The 22,952-nt window shown below is 71.3% G+C and carries 19 protein-coding genes; 12 read left to right on the forward strand and 7 right to left on the reverse strand.

Annotated features, from left to right (window positions below; all coding sequences use genetic code 11):
- Positions 1-15 precede the first annotated feature (15 nt).
- The gene (locus OHA19_RS27450) at positions 16-1,485 is read right to left on the reverse strand and encodes an MFS transporter (RefSeq protein WP_405752012.1); all 1,470 of its coding nucleotides are present in this window, start codon (positions 1,483-1,485) and stop codon (positions 16-18) included.
- A gap of 101 nt (positions 1,486-1,586) precedes the next feature.
- Between OHA19_RS27450 and OHA19_RS27455 the strand changes: the two genes are divergently transcribed.
- The gene (locus OHA19_RS27455) at positions 1,587-2,504 is read left to right on the forward strand and encodes a helix-turn-helix domain-containing protein (protein ID WP_405712439.1); all 918 of its coding nucleotides are present in this window, start codon (positions 1,587-1,589) and stop codon (positions 2,502-2,504) included.
- On the opposite strand, the gene OHA19_RS27460 is transcribed toward OHA19_RS27455, so the two are convergent.
- Entirely contained in the window at positions 2,477-3,961 is a 1,485-nt protein-coding gene (locus OHA19_RS27460; protein ID WP_405712437.1) for a DHA2 family efflux MFS transporter permease subunit, read from the reverse strand. The genes OHA19_RS27455 and OHA19_RS27460 overlap by 28 nt on opposite strands.
- A 70-nt stretch (positions 3,962-4,031) precedes the next feature.
- Between OHA19_RS27460 and dusB the strand changes: the two genes are divergently transcribed.
- The 4 genes from dusB (at position 4,032) to OHA19_RS27480 (ending at position 10,512) form a co-directional block, all read left to right on the forward strand.
- Positions 4,032-5,180, forward strand: a complete 1,149-nt coding sequence (gene dusB / locus OHA19_RS27465; protein WP_405712435.1) for a tRNA dihydrouridine synthase DusB — start codon at positions 4,032-4,034, stop codon at positions 5,178-5,180.
- Positions 5,181-5,783: 603 nt separating this feature from the next.
- Positions 5,784-8,531 carry a pyruvate, phosphate dikinase gene (gene ppdK, locus OHA19_RS27470; protein WP_405712433.1) on the forward strand — a complete coding sequence of 916 codons (2,748 nt, stop codon included), beginning with the start codon at positions 5,784-5,786 and terminating at the stop codon, positions 8,529-8,531.
- Between the two features lie 458 nt (positions 8,532-8,989).
- The gene (locus OHA19_RS27475) at positions 8,990-9,964 is read left to right on the forward strand and encodes an ArsR/SmtB family transcription factor (protein ID WP_405712431.1); all 975 of its coding nucleotides are present in this window, start codon (positions 8,990-8,992) and stop codon (positions 9,962-9,964) included.
- Positions 9,965-10,098: 134 nt separating this feature from the next.
- The gene (locus tag OHA19_RS27480) at positions 10,099-10,512 is read left to right on the forward strand and encodes a VOC family protein (RefSeq protein WP_405712429.1); all 414 of its coding nucleotides are present in this window, start codon (positions 10,099-10,101) and stop codon (positions 10,510-10,512) included.
- 46 nt (positions 10,513-10,558) lie between these two features.
- On the opposite strand, the gene OHA19_RS27485 is transcribed toward OHA19_RS27480, so the two are convergent.
- Complete coding sequence (locus OHA19_RS27485) at positions 10,559-11,488, reverse strand: oxidoreductase (RefSeq protein ID WP_405712427.1); 930 nt, start codon at positions 11,486-11,488, stop codon at positions 10,559-10,561.
- 172 nt (positions 11,489-11,660) lie between these two features.
- Here OHA19_RS27485 and OHA19_RS27490 point away from each other — a divergent pair, with 172 nt between their 5' ends.
- The gene (locus OHA19_RS27490; protein WP_405712425.1) at positions 11,661-12,449 is read left to right on the forward strand and encodes a sulfite exporter TauE/SafE family protein; all 789 of its coding nucleotides are present in this window, start codon (positions 11,661-11,663) and stop codon (positions 12,447-12,449) included.
- Between the two features lie 64 nt (positions 12,450-12,513).
- Here OHA19_RS27490 and OHA19_RS27495 read toward each other — a convergent pair whose 3' ends face one another.
- The 3 genes from OHA19_RS27495 to OHA19_RS27505 all read right to left on the reverse strand — a co-directional run bounded on the left by OHA19_RS27495 (position 12,514) and on the right by OHA19_RS27505 (position 15,388).
- The gene (locus OHA19_RS27495) at positions 12,514-13,137 is read right to left on the reverse strand and encodes a class F sortase (RefSeq protein ID WP_405712423.1); all 624 of its coding nucleotides are present in this window, start codon (positions 13,135-13,137) and stop codon (positions 12,514-12,516) included.
- Positions 13,138-13,236: 99 nt separating this feature from the next.
- The gene (locus tag OHA19_RS27500) at positions 13,237-13,986 is read right to left on the reverse strand and encodes a hypothetical protein (protein WP_405753382.1); all 750 of its coding nucleotides are present in this window, start codon (positions 13,984-13,986) and stop codon (positions 13,237-13,239) included.
- A gap of 601 nt (positions 13,987-14,587) precedes the next feature.
- A complete protein-coding gene (locus tag OHA19_RS27505) occupies positions 14,588-15,388 on the reverse strand; it encodes an aminotransferase class IV family protein (RefSeq protein WP_405712421.1) in 801 nt (266 codons plus the stop codon).
- Positions 15,389-15,522: 134 nt separating this feature from the next.
- Here OHA19_RS27505 and OHA19_RS27510 point away from each other — a divergent pair, with 134 nt between their 5' ends.
- Both OHA19_RS27510 and cutA read left to right on the forward strand, forming a co-directional pair.
- Complete coding sequence (locus OHA19_RS27510) at positions 15,523-16,149, forward strand: NADPH-dependent FMN reductase (protein WP_405712419.1); 627 nt, start codon at positions 15,523-15,525, stop codon at positions 16,147-16,149.
- An 84-nt stretch (positions 16,150-16,233) separates the two neighbouring features.
- Positions 16,234-16,572, forward strand: coding sequence for a divalent-cation tolerance protein CutA (gene cutA, locus OHA19_RS27515; protein WP_405712418.1), 339 nt, complete (start codon positions 16,234-16,236; stop codon positions 16,570-16,572).
- Positions 16,573-16,600: 28 nt separating this feature from the next.
- On the opposite strand, the gene OHA19_RS27520 is transcribed toward cutA, so the two are convergent.
- The gene (locus OHA19_RS27520; RefSeq protein WP_405712416.1) at positions 16,601-17,311 is read right to left on the reverse strand and encodes a vancomycin high temperature exclusion protein; all 711 of its coding nucleotides are present in this window, start codon (positions 17,309-17,311) and stop codon (positions 16,601-16,603) included.
- A 213-nt stretch (positions 17,312-17,524) separates the two neighbouring features.
- Between OHA19_RS27520 and OHA19_RS27525 the strand changes: the two genes are divergently transcribed.
- From OHA19_RS27525 to dnaG, 4 genes are all read left to right on the forward strand, one after another.
- Complete coding sequence (locus tag OHA19_RS27525; protein WP_405712414.1) at positions 17,525-17,737, forward strand: hypothetical protein; 213 nt, start codon at positions 17,525-17,527, stop codon at positions 17,735-17,737.
- A gap of 126 nt (positions 17,738-17,863) precedes the next feature.
- Positions 17,864-19,192 carry a deoxyguanosinetriphosphate triphosphohydrolase gene (locus OHA19_RS27530; RefSeq protein ID WP_405721425.1) on the forward strand — a complete coding sequence of 443 codons (1,329 nt, stop codon included), beginning with the start codon at positions 17,864-17,866 and terminating at the stop codon, positions 19,190-19,192.
- A 200-nt stretch (positions 19,193-19,392) separates the two neighbouring features.
- Positions 19,393-20,652 carry an NAD(P)/FAD-dependent oxidoreductase gene (locus OHA19_RS27535; protein ID WP_405712412.1) on the forward strand — a complete coding sequence of 420 codons (1,260 nt, stop codon included), beginning with the start codon at positions 19,393-19,395 and terminating at the stop codon, positions 20,650-20,652.
- Positions 20,653-20,953: 301 nt separating this feature from the next.
- Positions 20,954-22,864: a DNA primase gene (dnaG, locus tag OHA19_RS27540; RefSeq protein WP_405712410.1), complete on the forward strand. Its 1,911-nt coding sequence runs from the start codon at positions 20,954-20,956 to the stop codon at positions 22,862-22,864.
- Positions 22,865-22,952 lie beyond the last annotated feature (88 nt).

Raw genomic sequence — 22,952 nt, forward strand, 5'->3', positions numbered from 1 at the left:
GTCGCCGTCCCGCGCTCACGCCACCCCGCGCGGCAGCCGCAGGCTGAGCAGCGTCGTCAGCGCCACCGCGGCCAACTGCACCAGCAGTGTCACGGCCAGCGCGTCCCGCATGCCCGCGCCCGGGACCAGGGAGAGGAACAGCGTGCCGAGCGTGGCCACCCCCAGGGCCAGCGCGGCCTGCTGAGTCGTCGTCATCACCCCGCCGCCCACTCCGGCACGCGCGGCCGGTACGTCGGAGAGCACGATCCGGAACAGGACGGGCAGCTGGAGCCCCTGCCCGAACCCCGCGATCGCGACGCCCGGCAGCAGCCCCAGCGGCCCGAGGCCGGACCACTCGCGCCATACGGTGAGCGCCAGCACCAGCACGCCCACCGCCTGGATCAGCCCGCCGGCCGTCACGACCCGGCTCCCGTACCGCAGGATCAGCCGCGGACCGGCCAGCGACGCCACGAAGAACGCCACCGCCATCGGCGCCATCGACAGTCCGGCCGCGGCCGGACCCAGCTCCAGCCCCTGCTGGAGGGCGACCGCGATGACGAACATGAAGCCGCCGAAGCCGATCGAGAACGGCACCACCAGCGCCAGCCCGCGACGCAGCGACTCCAGCCGCAGCAGGCTCGGCGGCACCAGCGGGGTCAGCCCGCGACGGTCGGCCCGGCGCTCGACCCGGTAGAAGGCGTACGCGGCGAACGGGAACAGGGCCAGCGAGACCCAGGTCCACACCGGCCAGCCCGCGGCGCGCCCCTCCGTCAGCGGGGCGAGCAGCGTCACCAGCGACACGGTCAGCAGCAGAGTGCCCGGTACGTCGATCGGCGCGGGCCGCTCCGAGCGGGTCTCCGGCACGACGCGGGCGGCCAGCACCAGCCCCGCCGCCGCCACCGGAACGTTCACCAGGAACACCGAACGCCAGCCCGCGCTCTCGCCGAACACCGACGACAGCGGCGCGGCGGCGACGAGGACGCCGCCGAGGATCTGGCCCGCGACCATGGAGAGCCCGGCCGTCGCCCCGTACAGGCCCATCGCACGGGCCCGCCGGTGGCCCGAGGTGGCCGCCTGGATGGTCGCGAGCACCTGCGGCAGCATCAGCGCGGCGGCCGCGCCCTGCGCCACCCGCGCCCCCACCAGCGTCCAGGCGTCCGGGGCGAGGCCGCAGGCGAGCGAGGTGATCCCGAAGGCGGCCATGCCCAGCAGGAAGAGCCGGCGCCGCCCGGCCATGTCGCCGAGCCGGCCGCCGAGGACGAGCAGCACGGCGTAGGCGAGGCCATAACCCGCGACCACCAGTTCGAGCAGGGCGGGGCCCGCGTCCAGGTCGTGGTCGATCGTCGGCAGGGCGACGTTCACGATGAAGAAGTCGATGAGCGGCAGCGCCGCCCCGAGCAGCACCGTGAACAGCCCGAGAGCGCCGAGCACCGGAGCGGGGTGGTCGTGCCGCACCACGGCGTCGGCGGTGGTGGTCGCTTGCGTCCGTACAGTTGATTCACTCACGCCATCGAGAATCGCCGCCGTCCCAGCCTGGTACCAGAGTGTCTTTATCCTGGTACAAGGAGCACCTGGCAGAGCGCCGGGCGGCTCGGCAGGCTGGAGGCATGACGACTGTGGCGAGCGAACTGCCCGAGGTACGAGTGGTGCCCGGGGTCCCGCCGGCTCCTGGGCGGCGGGAGCCCTCCGAGCCCGATGTCCGGCGGCACGAACTCGCGGACTTCCTGCGCAGCCGCCGCGAACGGATCACCCCCGAACAGGTCGGCCTGCCCCGGGGCCGCCGCAGGCGCACCCCCGGCCTGCGCCGCGAGGAGGTCGCCCAGCTCTCCGCCGTGGGCGTCACCTGGTACACCTGGCTCGAACAGGCCCGCGACATCCAGGTCTCGCCCCAGGTGCTCGACGCGCTGGCCCGCGCCCTGCTGCTCGACCGCAGCGAACGCGGCCACCTCTTCTCGCTCGCCGGCGCCGTCGACCCGTCGCCGAACGCGGACTGCCCGAGCGTGACGCCGGGGCTGCGCGAGTTGCTGCGGCAGCTGGACCCCATCCCGGCCTGCATCCAGAACAGCCGGTACGACATCCTCGCGTACAACCGGACCTACGGCAGGCTGCTCTGCGATCTGGACACGGTCGCCCCCGAGGACCGCAACTGCATGATCCTCGCCTACACCAACGCACAGTGGCGCTCCGCCTTGGTCGACCTCCCCGAGGTGAACCGGCTCATGGCCGCCAAGTTCCGCAGGGCGATGGCCGAGCATCTGGCCGAGCCCGCCTGGAAGGCGCTCCTCGCGCGGCTGGAGGAGTCGTCCGCCGAGTTCCGGGAGATCTGGGCCCGGCACGAGGTGGTGGGCGCGGGCGGCCGGACCAAGATCTTCCGCAACGCCCACGTCGGACTGCTCCGCCTCGAACACACCGACCTGTGGCTGGGCCCGTCGAGCGGGCCGCGCATGGTGACGTACGCCCCCGCCGACGAGGAGACCAGGGAGCGACTGGTGCGTCTTCAGGCCCTGGAGCCCGCCGCCGCCTGACCCCCGGCCGGGACGTCCGCCTGCCGCTCCAGCCGCTCGGCGGTCCGGCGCGCGGTCTCCCGCGCCCAGCGCCCGCTCGTCAGCGCCCCCACCAGCAGGACGCACAGCCCGCACCCGGCGAGGATCCACCAGGCGGGCTTGCTCGCGTCCACGAAGGCCTCGGCGTAGGCGGCGCCGCGCGGCGACCCGGTGCCGGCCACCCCGGCCGCCAGCACCGCGCCGATCACGGCGACCCCGAGCGTCCCGCCGATCTGCCGGCTGGTCGAGGCCACCGCGGCCGCCACCCCGGCCTGCGAACGCGGCATGCCGGAGACGGCCGTGTTGGTGATCGGCGCGTTCACCATGCCGAAGCCGAGGCCGAAGAGCACATAGCCGGTGAACAGCAGGGCGTTGTCCGTCTCCGCGTCGTACGCGGCGAACAGCAGCCCGCACGCCGTCATGGCCACGCCCGCCACGAGCAGCGACAGCCGGGGCCCCCGGCTGCCGACGAGCCGCCCGGACAGCGGCGCGCAGACAAAGGTGAGGGCCGCCATCGGCAGCATGTACAGACCGGCGTCCAGCGCGCTCAGCCCGCGCACGTTCTGCAGGTACAGGGTGTTGAGGAAGAGGAACCCGCTCAGTGCGGCGAAGGCGCAGACCGCTATGACCGTGGCACCGCTGAACGGGGCGCTGCGGAAGAAGCGCAGATCGATGAGGGGCTCGGTGCGCCGGCGCTCGTACAGCAGCAGGCCGGCGAGCGAGCAGGCGGCGAGCGCTGCGAAGGACAGGATGCGCGCCGAGGTCCACCCGGCCGAGGGCGCCTCGATGATCGCGTACGTCAGCGAACCGAGCAGCCCGATCACCAGCAGCTGCCCCACCGGGTCGGGGCGGCGCGGCTTCGGGGCGCGGGACTCGGGCACGTAGCGCCAGGTGAGAAGGAGGGCGGCGAGGCCCACCGGCAGATTGACCCAGAAGATCGAACGCCAGCCCACCGAGTCCACCAGCAGACCGCCGACCACCGGTCCGGCGGCCATGGAGATGCCGACGACACCGCCCCACACCCCGATGGCGCGGGCCCGCTCGCGCGGGTCGGTGAAGGTGTTGGTGATGATCGACATCGCGACCGGGTTGAGCATCGAGCCGCCCACCGCCTGCACCATCCGGAACGCCACCAGCGACTCCAGGTTCGGCGCCACGGAGCAGAGCAGCGAACCGAGGGTGAACAGGACGAGCCCGGTCTTGAAGACCTTCCGGCGCCCGATCCGGTCGGCGGTGGAGCCGGCGAGCATCAGCAGCGAGGCCAGGACCAGGGTGTACGCGTCGATCGTCCACTGCATGCCCGCGACAGTGGCGTGCAGTTCCTTCTGGATGGACGGAAGGGCGACATTGAGCACGGTGTTGTCGAGACTGACGATCAGCAGACTCATGCAGCAGATCGCCAGTACCAACTGCCGTCGGCGGTGACTGAGCTCGGGCATACATGGATAGTACGGTTAACTAACGAACTCCGCTGCCGGGGAGCCCCGCCCGGTACGCGACAATGGAGCAATGACCACGCTCGCCCCCTCGCTCCCACTGCTCCGGATCGGCCCCCACACGGTGCAGCCGCCGGTGGTGCTCGCCCCCATGGCCGGCATCACCAACGCCCCGTTCCGCACCCTGTGCCGGGAGTTCTCCGGCGGCAAGGGGCTGTTCGTCAGCGAGATGATCACCACGCGGGCGCTGGTCGAGCGCAACGAGAAGACCATGCAGCTGATCCACTTCGACGCGAGCGAGACCCCGCGCTCGATCCAGCTGTACGGAGTGGACCCGGTCACCGTCGGCAAGGCCGTCCGCATGATCGTCGACGAGGACCTCGCCGACCACATCGACCTCAACTTCGGCTGCCCGGTCCCCAAGGTGACCCGCAAGGGCGGCGGCTCGGCGCTCCCGTACAAGCGGCCGCTGCTGCGCGCGATCCTCAACCAGGCGGTCTCCAACGCGGGCGATCTGCCGGTCACCATCAAGATGCGCAAGGGCATCGACGACGACCACATGACCTACCTCGACGCGGGCCGGATAGCGGTCGAGGAGGGTGTCACGGCCGTCGCCCTGCACGGCCGGACGGCCGCCCAGCACTACGGCGGCACCGCCGACTGGGATGCCATCGCCCGCCTCAAGGAGCACGTCCCGGAAATCCCCGTCCTGGGCAACGGCGACATCTGGTGCGCGGACGACGCCCGCCGGATGATGCGCGAGACCGGCTGCGACGGTGTGGTCGTGGGCCGCGGCTGCCTGGGCCGTCCCTGGCTCTTCGGTGACCTGGTGAGCGAGTTCGAGGGCTCGGGGACGCGGCAGGCGCCGGGGCTGCGGGAGGTCGCCGACGTGATGCTGCGGCACGCGACGCTGCTGGGGGAGTGGATCGGCGACGAGACGCGCGGCGTGATCGATTTCCGCAAGCACGTCGCCTGGTACCTCAAGGGCTTCGCGGTCGGCTCGGAGATGCGCAAGAAGCTCGCGATCACCTCGTCGCTGGAGGAGCTCGGCGGGCAGCTGCGGGAGCTGGACCTGGACCAGCCGTGGCCGGACGGCGCGGACGGGCCGCGCGGGCGCACCTCGGGCAACAACCGCGTGGTGCTGCCGGACGGCTGGCTGAAGGACCCGTACGACTGTGCGGGCGTGAGCCCGGACGCGGAGCTGGACACCTCGGGCGGCTGAGAGGCTGTCGGCCCGGTCCTCCGGGCTCGCACGGGCACGCGGCGCCACAGGCACCGCGTGCCTCTTCTTTTGCCTTGCTCATCTGAGCGCCGTATTCGGTCGGATTCGGTGGCGGTTCGGTCGGCTGGTGGCTCGAACGAGTCGGAACGGGCATCGCGCGGCAACTCGACCCCGCCTTGAGTGCGCTTAGGTGATCAAGGCGTGACGGGCAGTCGCCGATCGGGCGTCCGGATGGTGACATCTGAGCGCCGACCGTAGAGTGATTCTCGCCACCCTGAGAGTCGATGCGCTCAGATGAGCGAAATTCCAAGGGCTGCATTTCTCAAATGGTGGCACTGGGTGCCAAGGGTCTCCACTTTGATCGATCGACGCTTCCGTTGCGCAGTGTCATCAAACAGGCGAAGGTCTGTAGCTCTCGGTATTTATGTGTTCAAGAAATGAACGAATCTTGCCCCTCGGGCCAAAGGTCCCGTCACTTTCGATCTGCTGGCGGACGGGTGGTTGAGGCCTCATGACGCGCAAGTGGACGTACCCAGACACCTTCGATCTGGGTATGTTCCTCGCCGTCAGGGCAGCCACCGCGTCCTCGAGGAGTCGAGACCCGTGTCGGAAAACAAAGATCCCCACGTAGCCACCCCGGAATCCCCGGAGCTCAAGGGCGAGAAGTTCGTTTATGACTTCACCGAGGGCAACAAGGATCTGAAGGATCTCCTCGGCGGCAAGGGCGCGAACCTCGCCGAGATGACCAACCTCGGGCTTCCTGTCCCTCCGGGATTCACCATCACCACCGAGGCGTGCAAGGTCTACCTCGAGAGCGGCGAGGAGCCGGCCGCACTCCGTTCCGAAGTCAGCGCGCACCTCGACGCCCTTGAGGCGCGGATGGGCAAGAAGCTCGGCCAGGCCGACGATCCGCTGCTGGTCTCGGTCCGCTCCGGTGCGAAGTTCTCGATGCCCGGCATGATGGACACGGTTCTCAACATCGGCCTCTCCGACGAGTCCGTGGTCGGTCTCACCGCCCAGGCCGGCGACGAGCGGTTCGCGTGGGACTCCTACCGCCGCCTCATCCAGATGTTCGGCAAGACCGTCCTCGGTGTCGACGGCGACCTCTTCGAGGAGGCGCTGGAGGCGGCGAAGGAGGCCAAGGGCGTCACCGTCGATGTCGACCTCGACGCGGCCGACCTGAAGAAGCTGGTCAAGCAGTTCAAGAAGATCGTCGCGCGGGACGCCGGACGCGACTTCCCGCAGGACCCGCGTGAGCAGATGGACCTGGCCATAAAGGCCGTCTTCGACTCGTGGAACACCGACCGGGCCAAGCTCTACCGCCGCCAGGAGCGCATCCCCGGCGACCTGGGCACCGCGGTCAACGTCTGCTCGATGGTCTTCGGCAACCTCGGCCCCGACTCCGGCACGGGCGTCGCGTTCACCCGCGACCCGGCCAGCGGTCACCAGGGCGTGTACGGCGACTACCTGCAGAACGCGCAGGGCGAGGACGTCGTCGCCGGTATCCGCAACACGGTGCCGCTCGCCGAGCTGGAGTCGATCGACAAGAAGTCGTACGACCAGCTGATGCAGATCATGGAGACGCTGGAGACCCACTACAAGGATCTCTGCGACATCGAGTTCACCATCGAGCGCGGCCAGCTGTGGATGCTCCAGACCCGGGTCGGCAAGCGCACCGCGGGCGCGGCGTTCCGGATCGCCACCCAGCTCGTCGACCAGGGGCTCATCGACGAGGCCGAGGCCCTTCAGCGCGTCAACGGCGCGCAGCTCGCGCAGCTGATGTTCCCGCGCTTCGACGACGACGCGAAGACCGAGATGCTGGGCCGTGGCATCGCCGCGTCCCCGGGCGCCGCGGTCGGCAAGGCCGTCTTCGACTCGTACACCGCGGTCAAGTGGTCCCGGTCCGGCGAGAAGGTCATCCTGATCCGCCGCGAGACCAACCCCGACGACCTCGACGGCATGATCGCGGCCGAGGGCATCCTGACCTCGCGCGGCGGCAAGACCTCGCACGCCGCCGTCGTCGCCCGAGGCATGGGCAAGACCTGTGTCTGCGGTGCCGAGGACCTGGAGGTCGACACCAAGCGACGCCGGATGACGGTGGGCGGCCGGGTCATCGAGGAGGGCGACGTCGTCTCCATCGACGGCTCCACCGGCAAGGTGTACCTCGGTGAGGTCCCCGTCGTGCCGTCCCCGGTCGTCGAGTACTTCGAGGGCCGGATGCACGCCGGCGCCGACGACGCCGACGAGCTGGTCGCCGCCGTGCACCGGATCATGGCGTACGCGGACCGGGTGCGCCGGCTGCGGGTGCGGGCCAACGCCGACAACGCCGAGGACGCGCTGCGGGCCCGCCGCTTCGGCGCCCAGGGCATCGGCCTGTGCCGCACCGAGCACATGTTCCTCGGCGAGCGCCGCGAGATGGTCGAGAAGCTGATCCTCGCGGACACCGACACCGAGCGCGAGACCGCGCTGGAGGAGCTGCTCCCGCTCCAGAAGGCCGACTTCATCGAGCTGTTCGAGGCGATGGACGGACTGCCCGTCACCGTACGGCTGCTCGACCCGCCGCTGCACGAGTTCCTGCCCGACATCACCGAGCTCTCGGTACGGGTCGCGCTCGCCGAGTCCCGCAAGGACGCCAACGAGAACGACCTGCGCCTGCTCCAGGCCGTGCACAAGCTGCACGAGCAGAACCCGATGCTCGGCCTGCGCGGTGTGCGCCTCGGTCTCGTCATCCCCGGCCTGTTCGCCATGCAGGTACGGGCGATCGCCGAGGCCGCGGCCGAGCGCAAGAACGCCAAGGGCGACCCGCGCGCCGAGATCATGATTCCGCTCGTCGGCACGGTCCAGGAGCTGGAGATCGTCCGCGAGGAGGCCGACCAGGTCATCGCCGAGGTCGAGGCCGCCACCGGCACCCGGCTGAAGCTCACCATCGGCACGATGATCGAGCTGCCGCGCGCCGCGCTGACCGCCGGCCAGATCGCCGAGGCCGCGCAGTTCTTCTCCTTCGGTACGAACGACCTGACCCAGACGGTGTGGGGCTTCTCCCGTGACGACGTGGAGGCCTCCTTCTTCACCGCGTACCTGGAGAAGGGCATCTTCGGTGTGTCGCCGTTCGAGACGATCGACAAGGACGGCGTCGGCTCGCTGGTCCGCAGCGCCGTCGAGGCCGGCCGGGCCACCCGCCCGGACCTGAAGCTCGGCGTCTGCGGCGAGCACGGCGGAGACCCGGAGTCGGTGCACTTCTTCCACGAGGTGGGTCTGGACTACGTCTCCTGCTCCCCGTTCCGCATCCCCGTGGCCCGGCTCGAAGCGGGCCGTGCGGCGGCGGGTTCGACCGGTAGCGACAGCCGCTGACCCGGCACCGGACTGCCTGACTCCGTGACCTTTCGACCCGAAGACGGCGGCACCCTGTGCGGGGGTGCCGCCGTCCGGTTTTGTTCTGGGGAAAATCGTTGTGCGGGCTTGTGCCTTTCCTTCGCGCATTACGCAAAGTTCGTTCAATACGCAAAGACCGGGCCTGGAACGGACCGGGATGCGGCCCATGGATCCCCATCCATGGGCCGCACCCGGGTTACCCCCATCGGGCACGGAGCCGCACCGTCGTCCACCGTCGCCGGGCGAGCGAAACCCCCCACGGCCTTCACTCACCCTTCCGGTGGCGCCGGATTCGTACCCGACGCCGTACAGCTTTTCGGGTCACGGTGTGCGGGTGCGAGGCGTTTCACCTCTGGCCGAAACCCCGTGGTGACGTGCTGTTACGGATCACCTACCCTGGGGTGGGGGTAATTGCAGGTGCAACAGGTGGGGGATCGGTGCTGCGTATCCATATGTCCGGAGTGGACCTTTCCCAGGTGCGGATGGCCACCCGGCCCGACGCGCTGTGGGAAACCGCTCTGAGTTTCCACCGGCTGCGGGACCGGCGCGGTTCCGCGGTGTTCGGGAAATGGCGTACGGAAACCCGGCCTCGGTTGAATGGCGAAGTACGCCTGCTGTCCGCCGTGATTCCACCGCGCGGCTATTTCCCGGATTTCCTGACGCCTTCTCAGGAAAGCGGCGAGCCGTACGGCATCGACGCGGGAATGCAGGCATTGCGCGAGACCCCGCCCGGCAGGGTCAGGGCCGAACTGGCCCTGCTCGGTGCCGAACGCCGGGACGCGTGCCGTTCCCCGGACGCCCGCGCCGAACCGCTCGGCCGCCTCGTCGACGCGCTGCGCAGCTACCACCGTGCCGCCATCGAGCCGTACTGGCCGCACATCCGGGCCAGCGTCGAGGCCGACCGCGCCGTACGAGGCCGCGCCCTCCTGGACGGCGGCGCGCACGAACTGCTGGCCTCCCTACCGCCGATGATCCGCTGGCGGGCCCCCGTGCTGGAGGCGGACTACCCCGTCGACCGGGAGATCCGCCTGGACGGACGGGGGCTGCTGCTCCAGCCGTCGTTCTTCTGCCGCGTCACCCCGGTCGTCTACCGCGACCCGAGGCTCCCGCCGGTCCTCGTCTACCCGGTCACCCACTCCTGCGCCCCGGTCTTCGCCGAACCGGGCCCCTGGCTCGGCCGACTCCTCGGCAGCACCCGCTCGACGGTCCTGAGCGCCATAGGGGACGGCTGCACGACCAGCGAGCTCGCGCTGCGGGCCGGGGTGTCCCTCGCATCGGCGAGCCAGCATGCCTGTGTACTGCGCGAGGCGGGCCTGATACACACCCTGCGGCACGGTGGCTCGGTCCTGCACACGCTGACGCCGCTGGGCGGGTCGCTGCTCCGGGGCGGCGCCCCGCTCGCCCTGTCGTGAGAGCTGGGGCAGGGTGGTCCAGGGGCCGGGCGGCGAGGCGGGCGAAAGTTTTTCGCCCGCAGAGCGATGAGTTCTCACAGGCCCCGTCGTCTACCTGTCGTACACGTTCGAACAACAGAGAGAGCGAAGCGGTCATGCCTCAGATGATCTTCGTCAACCTGCCGGTCAAGGACCTCGAAGCGACCAAGGCCTTCTTCGGCAAGCTGGGCTTCTCGTGCAACCCGCAGTTCTCCGACGAGAAGACCGCCTGTCTCGTCATCAGCGACACCATCTTCGCGATGCTCCTCACCGAGCCGCGCTTCAAGGAGTTCACCAAGAAGGAGATCGCCGACTCCTCGAAGTCCACCGAGGTGATCCTCGCCCTGAGCGCCGAGAGCCGGGAGAAGGTGGACGAGCTGGTCGACACCGCTCTCGCCTCCGGCGGATCGCCCGCCAACGAGCCGGTGGACTACGGCCACATGTACGGCCGTTCCTTCCAGGACCCGAACCACCACATCTGGGAGGTCATGTGGATGGACCCGGCCGCCGTGGAGGGTCAGCAGGGCTGAGCCCGTCGACCGCCGGCCCGTCGACCGCCCGTGACGTATCCGGACCTCAAGGGGCGAGGCCCGGATACGTCACACCGGTGAGCTGCTCGGACGCCACCCAGAGCCGCTCGCTCGTGACATCGTCCCGGGTCCAGCCCGCGCGCCAGGACGGGGCGGGGGCGCCGCGCCAGCCCAGCAGTCCCGGCCCGGCGAACGAATCGGGGCGCACGCCGGGCGCGGTGGCGGCGTAAAGGGTGGGCAGCGCACCGGACGACGCGGGCTGGGCGACGATCCGGTTGCCGAGTTCGAAGACCCGCTCCATCGTCCGCCGGTTCTCCATCCGGGCGGCGGCGGACTGAAGGTTGGTCGCCGCGTATCCCGGGTGCGCGGCGGCGGCCACCAGCCGGGAGCCCGCCTTCGTGAGCCGTCGCGCCAGCTCGTGGACGAAGAGCAGATTGGCGGTCTTGGAGCGGCCGTAGGCGATCCAGCGGCGGTAGTGGCGCTCGCTGTTGAGATCCCCCATGTCGATGTCGGACAGCGCGTGCATCCCGCTGGAGACGGTCACCACACGTGCCCCGGGGGTGTCGAGGAGGCGGGGGAGCAGCAGCCCGGTCAGGGCGAAGTGCCCCAGGTGGTTGATGCCGAACTGCCTCTCGAAGCCGTCGGCCGTCGTCCCGTAAGGGAGAGCCATCACGCCCGCGTTGTTGATCAGCAGATCGATCCGCTCGGGCGCACGGGCCGCGGCGAACTCGCGCACCGAGCCCAGATCGGCCAGATCGAGCGGTACGAACGCCACGTCCGCGCCGGTCACCGCCTTCCGGATACGGGACTCGGCCTCCTTGCCGCGCGCCTCGTCACGGCAGGCGAGCAGGACCCGCGCACCGTGCCGGGCCAACTCCCGCGCGGTGTGCAGGCCGAGGCCGCTGTTGGCTCCGGTGACCACGGCCGTGCGGCCGCTCTGGTCCGGGATGTCGTTCGCGTTCCAGCCGTGGCTCATGCGCCCAGCGTACGACCGCGGTGTGCAGCCCGGACCGGTCGGGCCGGTCCGGATCCGGGACCGGTGAGCCCCGGCGGCGCGGGGCGCGCGAACCTCAGAAGTCGCTCAACTTTTCCGTGATCCGGCCGGAGAGGTTGGACGGCGCCGAGATCGCGTCCATAAAGTCGTGATCATGCCGGACATAGCAATCACCACCCTGATCATCCTCTGCCTCGCGGCGGCCGCGGCGGGCTGGATCGACGCGGTGGTCGGCGGCGGCGGACTGCTTCTGCTGCCCGCGCTGCTCCTGGGCCTGCCGCACGTCCCGGCCGCGCAGGTGCTCGGCACCAACAAGGCGGTCGCGATCGTCGGTACGTCGGGGGCCGCCGTGGCGTACGTGCGCAAGGCTCCGGTGAAGATCGGGACCGCGTTGCGGATCGGGATGGCGGCGCTGGCCGGATCGATGGCCGGTGCGTTCTTCGCCGCCGGGATCAGCAGCGAGGTGCTCCGACCGGTGATCATGGTGGTGCTGCTGGCCGTCGCGGCGTTCGTGATGCTGCGGCCCTCGTTCGGCAAGGACACGGGCGACGGCGCGCGGCAGCAGGTCACCCGGGCCCGCACCGTCACCGCGATCGTGCTGGTCGGTGGCGGCATCGGCTTCTACGACGGGCTGTTCGGCCCCGGCACGGGCACGTTCCTGGTGCTGGCGCTGACCGCGGTGCTCCACCTCGACCTGGTGACGGCGTCCGCCACCGCCAAGATCGTCAACGTCTGCACCAACGGCGGTGCGCTGGCGATGTTCGCCTACCAGGGCAGCGTGCTGTGGCAACTGGCCGCGCTGATGGCGGTGTTCAACCTGGCGGGCGGGCTCATCGGGGCGCGGATGGCGCTCCGCAAGGGCAGCGAGTTCGTCCGCGGTGTGCTGCTGGTCGTGGTCTTCTCGCTGGTCGCGAAGCTGGCCTTCGACCAGTGGACGGCCTGAGCGGCCCACGCGCGGCCAGGTGGCTCGGGGCAGCGGCCAGGTGACTCATGCGCGGCGGCCCTGTTCACCGCACGGAGGTCAGGTGCGCGTACGCCACCACGTTGCCCTCGTACCCCGTCCCCTTCGAGAAGCCGCCGCCGCAGGTGATCAGCCGCAGTGAGGGGAAGGGCGCGGCGCCGTACACCCGCTCGTCGGGGAAGTTCTCGTTCTCGTAGACCTCGATCGCGTCCAGGGAGAAGACGGCGGTGTGCCCGTCCTGGCGGACCACCTCGACCGTGCTGCCCTTCTGCAGGGCGCCCAGGTCGTAGAAGACCGACCGCCCCTGCGCGTTGTCCACGTGGCCGGCGACGATCGCGCTGCCCTTGGAGCCCGGGGGAGTGCCGTCCCGGTACCAGCCGACGACGTTGCGATTGCCGGCCGGGGGCACGTCGAGACTGCCGTCGGCCCCCAGACCCAGACGCATCATCGGGGCGTCCACCCGGATGCTCGGGATGCGGATGCGCACGGGGGCGGAAGGCTTCAGGGGTTCGGCGACCGGCGATCCCGGCTGGGGCTCCGGGCCGCCGGTGAACGCCTGGGCGGCGGCCGGCCGGGGCGGGACCAGCTGGGTGCCGGCGCCGTTGCGGATCAGCCAGACACCGGCCAGCGCTGCGATGACCAGCAGCCAGCCCTTGGCCTTCTGGGTCACGGTCGTCCTCCGGGTGACGGAACGGGGACGGTCCCGTCCCGGTGGCGCGCGGCCACCGGGACGGAAACCAGGCGGTACGGAGACGTGAATCCGTCTCCGTCAGCCGGCTCCCTGCGTGCCGCTCGCCCGGCGACGCAGGAGCCAGGCTCCGCCGACGGCGGTCGCGGCGAGAACGCCGGCGCCCGCCGCGATCTGGGTGGTGTCGGGCCGGACGCTGCCGCCGACTCCGGTTTTCACGTGCCCGGTGGGGCCGGTGGGGCCACCGGAGTCCGAGGGGCGGCGCCCGGAGGACGAGCTGTCGTGCCCCGACGAGGACGAGCTGTCATCTCCGGACGACGAGCCGTCGTGCTTGCCCGAGCCCTTCTCGGACGGGCTCCAGCTCTCGCGTCCGCCGGAGCTTTCGTGTCCGGACGAGGACGAGTTGTCGTTCCCGGACGACGAACTGTCGCCCCGGTCCGTGCCCTCGCCGCGGCCGGCGCTCTCGCCCCGGTCCGTGTCCTCGTCCCCGCCCGTGGTGTCGCGTCCGGAGGCGGAGGCGGAGGCGGAGGCGGAGGCGGAGGCGGAGTCGAGCAGCGAGGGCGCGATGAGGCCGGAGAGGTTGTCCAGGCTGAACGGGGTGCCCGTACCCGAACCGGAGTCGGATCCCGACCCGGCCCCGTCCCCCGAGGCCTCGTCGTCGGTGGCCCGCGTACCGAGGCCACCGGCGGTCCGCGACACGGCATCGGCCGAGCTGATCCGCTGCGCGCCGGCATCGTCCGCGTACGCGGAGGGCCCGGCGGTGAGGAAGCCGAGGGTGGCTATGGTGACCGCGGATGCGGCGGTACCGGTCACTATGCGGACAGGACGCATGGGGGGTTCCTCCGGCGATGGCGCGAGTAGGTGTGTCCTGCCCCTGAGCTAACGGGCGGCCCGCCACCCATGCCTGCTGACGCAAAGTCAGCTTTCACTCGAACGGACCGGCGCGTCCTCCTTGCCAAGGGGTGATCGCGCAGGTCAGCGCGGTGATCGGTACGGGTGCGGCCGGCCTCCCGCCGCCCGGTGCCGATCGAGTGACGGCGCCCGGGGGGAGAGTGGCGTACGTCACACGCATGACCTCGCGAGTGTCGGGCACACGTCTGACACCCCCCACGGGACGGTGCACGAGGCCGCCCCCGGCCACCGCCCTCACCGGGCCCACCCCCCCTGGGCCCGGTGAGGGCGGATTCGCGCGGAGGGCAGAGGGGGGAGCGGGTGCGGGGTGGGAGCGGACGGCGCCCGATCGCGCACGCTCCGTAACCTTCGGTGGCTGAATGCTGCGGCAGTATTCCGAGGTCCTCACCAGGAAGGCCGACGCGGCGGACTTCTCGAAGTTCCGAGCGAGCGCAGGTTCGACCCCTTCCTGTCCGGCAACCGCTCCATGGACCCGTTCGGCGCCCGCTACCTGTGCGACTTCTACTGCCGGGCCGTGGTGTCAGACGGTGTCCCACCGCGCACCGTCGTACGCCCGCCCGATCCGCCGCATCAGCTCCTCGTCCACCGCGAATCGCGTGTCGTCGATCCGTCCGACCGGCGCGATGCCCTGCGAGTTGGTGAGGAACGCCGACCGGAACGCGCCCAGCCCGTCCAGCGTCACCGGACGCCGTACGGATCGGAGTCCGGCGCCCGGCAGTTCCCGCTCCAGCAGCGCCATGGTGATGCCGATCAGGCACGGTGCGTCGGGCCAGACCACCGAAGTGCCGTCCCAGAAGCCGATGTTGGTGATCGCACCCTCCGTCACCGTGCCGTCCGGCGCGGTCAGCAGGGCCTCGTCGAACCCGGCGCGTGCGGCCAGCCGTGCGTAGTACGTCTGGCCGAACTCCCCGGGACGCTTGATGTGCGGCACGGTACGGGCGTACGGGACGGACATCAGGGCGTGCGGTTCGGCGGACTTCCGCGCCGGTCCGCGCACCGTCACCATGACGGTGGTCTCCGCGTCGCCCGGGGACAGGAAGCCGTGCACCCGGACCGAGGCGTCCCGCACCCCGGCACCGTCCAGCGCGTGCCGGACCAGCCCGCGGACCCGCTCCCCGTCCAGCGGACGCTCGAACAACTCCAGGTTCGCGGCGTCCAGCCGGGCCAGATGCAGCGCGAGGCCGCGCACCTTCCCGTCCCTGACCTGCATGGCGGTGAAATGGCCGTAGCCGAGGAAGGCCGGAATCCGCAGATCCTCCTCGGTGGCCGGGCGCCCGTCGAACTCGGCGTACGGGAAGGGCTGGTGCGGGGGAGTCGTCATGCCTCCACCGTAGGCCCGGCGAAGAACGACGCGACGGCCCCGGGGACAGGGGCCGGGGACGGGGAGAGGGGATTTCGTGGACCCTGCTCGAACGGGGTTGACCTCAACCATGGTTGACATACGAGTCTCTTCGCATGGAACTCACCGCAGCACCCGTAACCACCGTTTCCGCGACCGGCTCCACCGCGCCCCTGAAGGTCGCGGTCATCGTTGCCAGCAACCGCGAGGGGCGGTTCGCCCCCGTCATCTCCGGCTGGTTCCTCTCCCATACCGCCGACCGCCCCGACATCGAGACCGACGTGATCGACATCGCGGAGCTCGACCTCCCGGTCGCCCTCTCCTACCGGCCCGACGACGAGTCGCGGGCCCGGCTCGCGGCCGTCGCGTCCAGGCTGGCGGCGGCCGACGCCTTCGTCGTCGTCACCCCCGAGTACAACCACTCGTTCCCGGCCCCGCTGAAGAACCTCATCGACTGGCACCGCGACGAGTGGCAGGCCAAACCCGTCGCCTTCGTCTCGTACGGCGGGGTCTCCGGCGGGCTGCGCGCCGTGGAGCACCTGCGGCAGGTCTTCGCCGAGCTGCACACCGTCGGCATCCGCGAGACCGTGTCCTTCCACAACGCGGGCGCCCTGTTCGACGACGAGGGAAGGCACCGGGACCCGGCGGGCTGCGACGCGGCGGCCAAGGTGCTGCTCGACCAGCTGGTCTGGTGGGGGCACGCCCTGCGCGAGGCCAAGGCGGTCCGCCCGTACGGCGTCTGACCCGGGAGCGCTGCGCCGCGCCGCGACGTCCCCGACAATCGTCGGGTACGGGACACCCCGCAACCGACCCCGCAGGAGCCGAAGGTGACGACGCAGGCATGGCTGACCGTACTGACCACGACGGACAGTGAGGAGAAGGCCCATGCCCTGGCGCAGGGCGCGGTGGAGGCGCGGCTCGCCGCCTGCGTACAGATCTCCGCGCCCGTCACCTCGGTCTACCGCTGGCAGAACGCCATCGAGACCACCGAGGAGTGGCAGCTGCTCCTCAAGACGACAGCGGAGCGGTACGACGAACTGGAGGCCCATCTCCGGGCGGCGCACGACTACGAGACCCCGGAGATCATCGCGATCCCGGTCGTAGGGGGCAGCGCCGGCTACCTCGCCTGGGTCTCGGCCGAGACCGCTCCGGTCACGTCCCTGTAGCCCCGGGCCTCTCCGGGACTGCGGGGGCCTACGGCTCCCGGGCCGCCAGCGCCTCCCCGATCCCGGGCTCCTGGGGCCCCAGGAAGTGCGGATCGGGCTTGAAGACGGCGTCCAGTGCCGCCTTCCCCGCCGCGAACACCTCCCGCGTCCCGCCGTAGTACCAGGTCGCGTCGTGCACGGCGTCCACGCCCACCCCGTACGCGTCGATCCCCGCGGACCGGCACAGGGCGATCGCCCGGCGGATGTGGAACCCCTGGCTCACCAGCACCGCGCGGTCGACCCCGAAGATCTTCTTGGCCCGCACGCACGAGTCCCAGGTGTCGAACCCCGCGAAGTCGCTCACGATCCGCTCGTCCGGCACCCCTTGCTCCCGGAGATAGGTGCGCATGGCCTCCGGCTCGTCGTACTCCTTCCGGCTGTTGTCACCGGTCACGAGCACGACCTTCACCTTCCCGTCCCGGTACAGCTCGGCGGCGGCCTTCAGCCGGTTGGCGAGATACGGCGACGGTCTGCCCCGCCAGAGCCCCGCCCCGAACACCATGGCCACCTGCTGCGCGGGCGCGTCCGCGGTCGTCCTGACCCGGGCGTCGGCGACGGAGTACATCCAGGTCATGGGCGCCAGCCCGGCCACGCACGCGAGCATCACCGCCTGCACGGCCCGCCGCTGCCCGCGCCGTGTGCGCGGCCACCGCGGCCGCAGCCGCCCGAGCGACTGCCGTCCCGGCCACTTCACCCGCATGGGAGCTCCCTCTTTCCGTGCCGTGCCCCGTCGTCCCACTTGATCGGACGATTCACAGGCCGAAAGGGTTCTCGAACGGGCAGGATGAATGCCATGAACCGAACCGGATCAGAGGACGACTGGGTGACGATCGCCGCGTATGAGAACGTGAAGGGCGCCCTGCACCCGGCGGCCGCCGCCCGCGCCTGACTGCGGGACCGGGGCATCGACTGGATGCCGATACCCGCCGGTGAACTGCTCTGCGACCTGGCGTGCGGCCCGGGACCGGACGGCCGCTGGCACGGCTGGATCACCGTCCGCGTCCGAGCCTCGGCACTGCGCCCCCTGGGCCTCCACCCCGACCAGCCCACCTCCCGCCCCACGTCCCCCTCGCCCCCGGGGTGGTGGCACGCGGCTGCGGAGCGGGCGGCCCGGCGGCCCCGGTGAGCCGGGCCGCGCCCGGTCGCCGGGAGAAACCTGATGAACGGACATTTCCGGGCGGCTGCCTGAGCCGTACTGTCGGTCCGGCCGTTTACTGTCGGAACCATGGACGGCATGAACGGCATGAACGGCATGAACGGCACGCACGGCACGCACGGCACGCACGGCGCACAGGACCACGGCACCGGCCCCTACGGTGCGGCCGACGCCGAGCGCTGGGACACCGAGCCGGACAAACGGCCGGGCCGCACCGCGTTCCAGCGCGACCGCGCCCGGGTGCTGCACTCCGCCGCGCTGCGGCGGCTCGCCGGCAAGACCCAGGTCGTCACCCCGGGCACCCGCAGCCACGCCTGGGACGCCAGCCCCCGGACCAGGCTCACCCACTCCCTCGAATGCGCCCAGGTCGGCCGCGAGCTCGGGGCCGCGCTCGGCTGCGACCCCGACCTCGTCGAGACCGCCTGCCTCGCCCACGACCTGGGCCACCCGCCGTTCGGCCACAACGGCGAGCAGGCGCTCAACGACTTCGCGTCGGACTGCGGGGGCTTCGAGGGCAACGCCCAGTCGCTGCGGCTGCTGACCAGGCTCGAACCGAAGCGGTTCGTGCCCGACACCCGCACCGGCGAGCTGGTCAGCGTAGGACTCAACCTGACCCGGGCCGCCCTGGACGCCGCCACCAAGTACCCGTGGCCGCGCGGCGCGCACCCCACCGACCCCGGCTCGCCGAAATTCGGGGTGTACGAGGACGACCTGCCGGTCTTCGAATGGGCCCGCAAGGGGGCACCGAGGGACCGCAAGTGCTTCGAGGCCCAGGTCATGGACTGGTCCGACGACGTCGCCTACTCCGTGCACGACTTCGAGGACGGGCTGCACGCCGGGCACATCGACCCCGACCGCCTCTGCGCCGAGCCGGAGCGGAACGCGATCTGGGCGGTCGCCATCGGCCGCTACGTACCGGCGGACACCGAGCCCCAGGAGCTGGCCGACGCGCTGGACCGGCTCATCGCCCAGGACTGGTGGCCGCACGGCTACGACGGATCCGCCGTCGCCCAGGCCCGGCTGAAGGACGCGACGAGCCAGCTGATCGGCCGGTTCTGCCTCGCTGCCGAGACCAGCACCCGGCAGGCGTACGGGACCGGCCGCCTCGGCCGGTACGCCGCCGAGCTGGTCGTCCCACGCGAGGCCCGCAACGAATGCGCGGTGCTCAAGGCCGTCGCCGACCGGTACGTCATGCAGCGCGCCGAGCAGGAGGCGATCCGCGCCGACCAGCGCATCGTCATCGCCGAGCTGGCTGCCGCCCTGACCGCGCGTGCCCCGGAGGGACTGGAGCCGCAGTTCCGGGCGCTGTTCGACGCCGCCCGCGACGACAGGGCCCGCAAGCGGGTCCTGGTCGACCAGATCGCCGCCCTGACCGACGCCTCGGCCCGCTCGCTGCACGCGGCGCTCACCGCACGCCGCCGATGACCGGCCGCGGGAGAACGGGTCCGGCCGGACCCGTTTCCACCCCGTCTGCGAGCCGTGCCGCATGCCGCGGGCCGCGCCGCGCAGACTGGTCCCGGCCACTGGGTGTGACCTGATCGGGGTACACCCTCTTTCGCCATCACGCTGCGTGCGGGACGCTCGCAGTTGGCGGCGCCGCGAAGCAAGCACCGAGGAGGCATCAAGTGGTCGACGCACATCGGACGTTCGTCATCGTGGGCGGAGGACTGGCTGGAGCGAAGGCGGCCGAGACGCTCCGGACGGAGGGTTTCAGCGGCCGGGTGATCCTGCTCGGCGACGAACGCGACCATCCGTACGAACGGCCTCCGCTCTCCAAGGGCTACCTCACCGGCAAGGAGGAGCGCGACAGCGTCTTCGTCCACGAGACCGCTTGGTACGCGGGCGCCGAGATCGAGCTGCACCTGGGGCAGCCCGTCACCTCGCTCGACCGGGAGGCCCGCGCCGTACAGCTCGGCGACGGCACCGTCGTCCACTACGACAAGCTGCTGCTCGCCACCGGGGCCGAGCCGCGCCGCCTTCCCGTCCCGGGCACGGACCTGGCCGGCGTCCACCATCTGCGCCGCCTCGCCCACGCCGACCGGCTGCGCAACGTGCTGGCCGCACTCGGCCGCGACAACGGCCACCTGGTGATCGCCGGGGCCGGCTGGATCGGACTGGAGGTCGCGGCGGCGGCCCGCGGGTACGGCGCCGAGGTCACCGTCGTGGAACCGGAGCCGACCCCGCTGCACCAGGTCGTCGGCCCCGAACTCGGCCAGATCTTCACCGATCTGCACAGCGAACACGGGGTGCGCTTCCACTTCGGCGTCCGCCTCACCGAGATCATCGGCCAGGACGGCCTGGTCCTCGCCGTCCGCACCGACGACGGCGAGGAGCACCCCGCCCACGACGTGCTCGCCGCGATCGGCGCCGCGCCCCGCACCGCCCTCGCCGAGACCGCCGGGCTCGCCATGGCCCCCCGAGCCGACGGCGGCGGCATCGCCGTCGACGCCTCCCTGCGCACCAGCGACCCGCACATCTTCGCGGCCGGGGACGTCGCCAACGTGGACCACCCGCTGCTCGGCGCCCGGCTGCGCGTGGAGCACTGGGCGAACGCGCTGAACAGCGGCCCGGCCGCGGCCCGCGCCATGCTCGGCCAGGAGGTCAGCTACGACCGGGTGCCGTACTTCTTCTCCGACCAGTACGACCTCGGCCTCGAATACTCGGGCTGGGCACCGCCGGGCAGCTACGACCAGGTGGTCATCCGGGGCGATGCGGGGAAGCGGGAGTTCATCGCCTTCTGGCTGAAGGACCGCCGGGTGCTGGCCGGGATGAACGTCAACGTGTGGGACGTCACCGAGACCGTGCAGGGGCTGATCCGGTCCGGCCGGCAGATCGACCCGGACGCGCTGGCGGACCCGTCGGTACCGCTGGAATCCCTTGGCTGAGCCTGTCGGGTGACCTTCGATCGGAGAGCGGACGCGGCATGGTGCTGCGGTTCCAAGGCGCCGGGATGCCCTCGTAACGGAGCTACCAGGGCATTTCGGCAACGCCGGAAGCGTGCGTGCCAGGGCGTGGCCGCCCGGTCAGACGTCACCCGACAGGCTCTGAGCCGTGCCCGGACCGGCCCGGCCGTCCCGCCCCGGGCTCCCGGACGGGACGACCCGGCCGGTCCGCACCGCCCCACCGGTTCCACGGATCACATCGGCGCGCTCCACGGCTGTCGTAGCCCACCCGTAGACTTCACCCGTGGCTGGCAGGATCAATGACGACGATGTGAAGGCGGTACGGGACGCGGTCCCGATCGACGCCGTCGTTTCCGAGTACCTCCAGCTGCGCAACGCGGGCGGTGGCAACCTCAAGGGACTCTGCCCGTTCCACGACGAGAAGTCCCCCTCCTTCCAGGTGAGCCCGAGCAAGGGTCTCTTCCACTGCTTCGGCTGCCAGGAGGGCGGCGACACGATCGCCTTCGTGCAGAAGATCGACCATCTGACGTTCGCGGAGGTCGTCGAGCGGCTCGCCGCCAAGGCGGGCATCACCCTGCGGTACGAGGAGGGCGGCTACAACCCCTCCCACCAGCGCGGCGAGCGCATCAGGCTGGTCGAGGCGCACAAGGTGGCCGCCCGGTTCTACGTCGAGCAGCTGGACGGGCCCGAGGCCGAGATCGGCCGGAAGTTCCTCGCCGAGCGCGGCTTCGACCAGGCGGCCGCCGCCCACTTCGGCGTCGGCTACAGTCCGGCCGGCTGGGACCACCTCACCCGCTATCTGCGCGGTCAGGGCTTCAGTGACAAGGAGCTGATCGCCTCCGGCCTCTCCCAGGACGGCAGGCGCGGCCCCATCGACCGCTTCCGCGGCCGTCTGATGTGGCCGATCAGCGACACCTCCGGCGATGTCGTCGGCTTCGGCGCCCGCAAGCTGCGCGACGACGACAACGGACCGAAGTACCTCAACACCCCCGAGACCGCGATCTACAAGAAGTCCCAGGTGCTCTACGGCATCGACCTCGCCAAGAAGGACATCGCGAAGGCCAGCCGGGCCGTGGTCGTCGAGGGCTACACCGACGTCATGGCCTGCCATCTCGCCGGGATCACCACCGCCATCGCCACCTGCGGCACGGCCTTCGGCGGCGACCACATCAAGATCCTCCGCCGGCTCCTGATGGACAACGGCAGCGCCCGGGTGATCTTCACCTTCGACGGTGACGCGGCCGGACAGAAGGCCGCCCTGCGCGCCTTCGAGGACGACCAGAAGTTCGCCGCCGAGACCTACATCGCGATCGCCCCGGACGGCATGGACCCCTGCGATCTGCGCCTGGTCAAGGGCGACGAGGCGGTCCGTGACCTGGTCGAACCCCGCACCCCGCTCTTCGAGTTCGCGCTCCGCCAGATCGTCGCACGGTACGACCTGGAGACCCCGGCCGGCCGGGGCGCCGCGCTCGACGAGGCGGCACCCGTCGTCGCCCGGATCAAGAACAGCTCCTCGCAGCACGAGGTCGCCGTCCAACTGGCCGGCATGCTCGGCATCCTGGACACCCAGTTCGTCGTCAAGCGTGTCGGCCAGCTCGCCCGATGGGCCCGCGAGCGGGGCGACCAGCGAGGCCCCGGCCAGACCCCCTCCCGCGGGGGCCCCCGACACCAGCAGGCCCAGGCACCGGCCCCCGCCCCCTCCGGCCCCGCGCTCAACCTCCGCAGCCCCGCCCACCGCACCGAGCGCGAGCTGCTGAAGCTCGCCCTGCAGAAGCCCGCCCTGGTCTCCCCGGCGTTCGACGCCTACGGGGCCGACGAGTTCACCGCCCCGCCGTACGCCGCCGTCCGGCAGTGCATCGCGGAGGCCGGCGGCGCCGAGCTGGGCGTCCCCGAAACCCGCGAATACCTGGTCCAGGTCCTGGACGCGGCGCCCAACGACACCGTGCGCAACCTGGTCACCGAGCTCGCCGTCGAGGTCTTCCACGGCAAGACCATCGACGAGACCTACGCGGGCATGCAGCTCGTTCAGGTCCGGCTGCGCGCCGTCGACCGCCGGATCGACGACGTACAGGGCAGCCTCGCCCGCCTCGGCAGCAATGTCGCCCCGGACCACCTGGCGGCGGCACAGAACGAGGTCTGGGTCCTCCAGCAGTACGCCCAGTCCCTGCGCAACAACGGAGCCGACGCGCTCTGACGCGCCGGCCCGGCGGCGGGAGCGGCCCCGCGTAACCGCCCGGTCACGGACCGGACTCAGAAAGTGCCCGCACGCCCCTCGTGGCGAC

The organism is Streptomyces sp. NBC_00012, assembly GCF_045040875.1.
Taxonomy (GTDB): Bacteria; Actinomycetota; Actinomycetes; order Streptomycetales; family Streptomycetaceae; genus Streptomyces.

Excerpts from the sequence above, each read along its gene's own strand:
- OHA19_RS27500 (WP_405753382.1), bottom strand. The coding sequence starts at position 13,986 with ATGCGTCCTGTCCGCATAGTGACCGGTACCGCCGCATCCGCGGTCACC.
- OHA19_RS27520 (WP_405712416.1), bottom strand. The coding sequence starts at position 17,311 with ATGCGGGTGAAGTGGCCGGGACGGCAGTCGCTCGGGCGGCTGCGGCCG.
- dusB (WP_405712435.1), top strand. The coding sequence starts at position 4,032 with ATGACCACGCTCGCCCCCTCGCTCCCACTGCTCCGGATCGGCCCCCAC.
- OHA19_RS27525 (WP_405712414.1), top strand. The coding sequence starts at position 17,525 with ATGCCGATACCCGCCGGTGAACTGCTCTGCGACCTGGCGTGCGGCCCG.
- OHA19_RS27510 (WP_405712419.1), top strand. The coding sequence starts at position 15,523 with ATGGAACTCACCGCAGCACCCGTAACCACCGTTTCCGCGACCGGCTCC.
- OHA19_RS27530 (WP_405721425.1), top strand. The coding sequence starts at position 17,864 with ATGAACGGCACGCACGGCACGCACGGCACGCACGGCGCACAGGACCAC.
- OHA19_RS27460 (WP_405712437.1), bottom strand. The coding sequence starts at position 3,961 with ATGCCCGAGCTCAGTCACCGCCGACGGCAGTTGGTACTGGCGATCTGC.
- OHA19_RS27485 (WP_405712427.1), bottom strand. The coding sequence starts at position 11,488 with ATGAGCCACGGCTGGAACGCGAACGACATCCCGGACCAGAGCGGCCGC.
- OHA19_RS27490 (WP_405712425.1), top strand. The coding sequence starts at position 11,661 with ATGCCGGACATAGCAATCACCACCCTGATCATCCTCTGCCTCGCGGCG.
- OHA19_RS27480 (WP_405712429.1), top strand. The coding sequence starts at position 10,099 with ATGCCTCAGATGATCTTCGTCAACCTGCCGGTCAAGGACCTCGAAGCG.
- OHA19_RS27505 (WP_405712421.1), bottom strand. The coding sequence starts at position 15,388 with ATGACGACTCCCCCGCACCAGCCCTTCCCGTACGCCGAGTTCGACGGG.
- OHA19_RS27455 (WP_405712439.1), top strand. The coding sequence starts at position 1,587 with ATGACGACTGTGGCGAGCGAACTGCCCGAGGTACGAGTGGTGCCCGGG.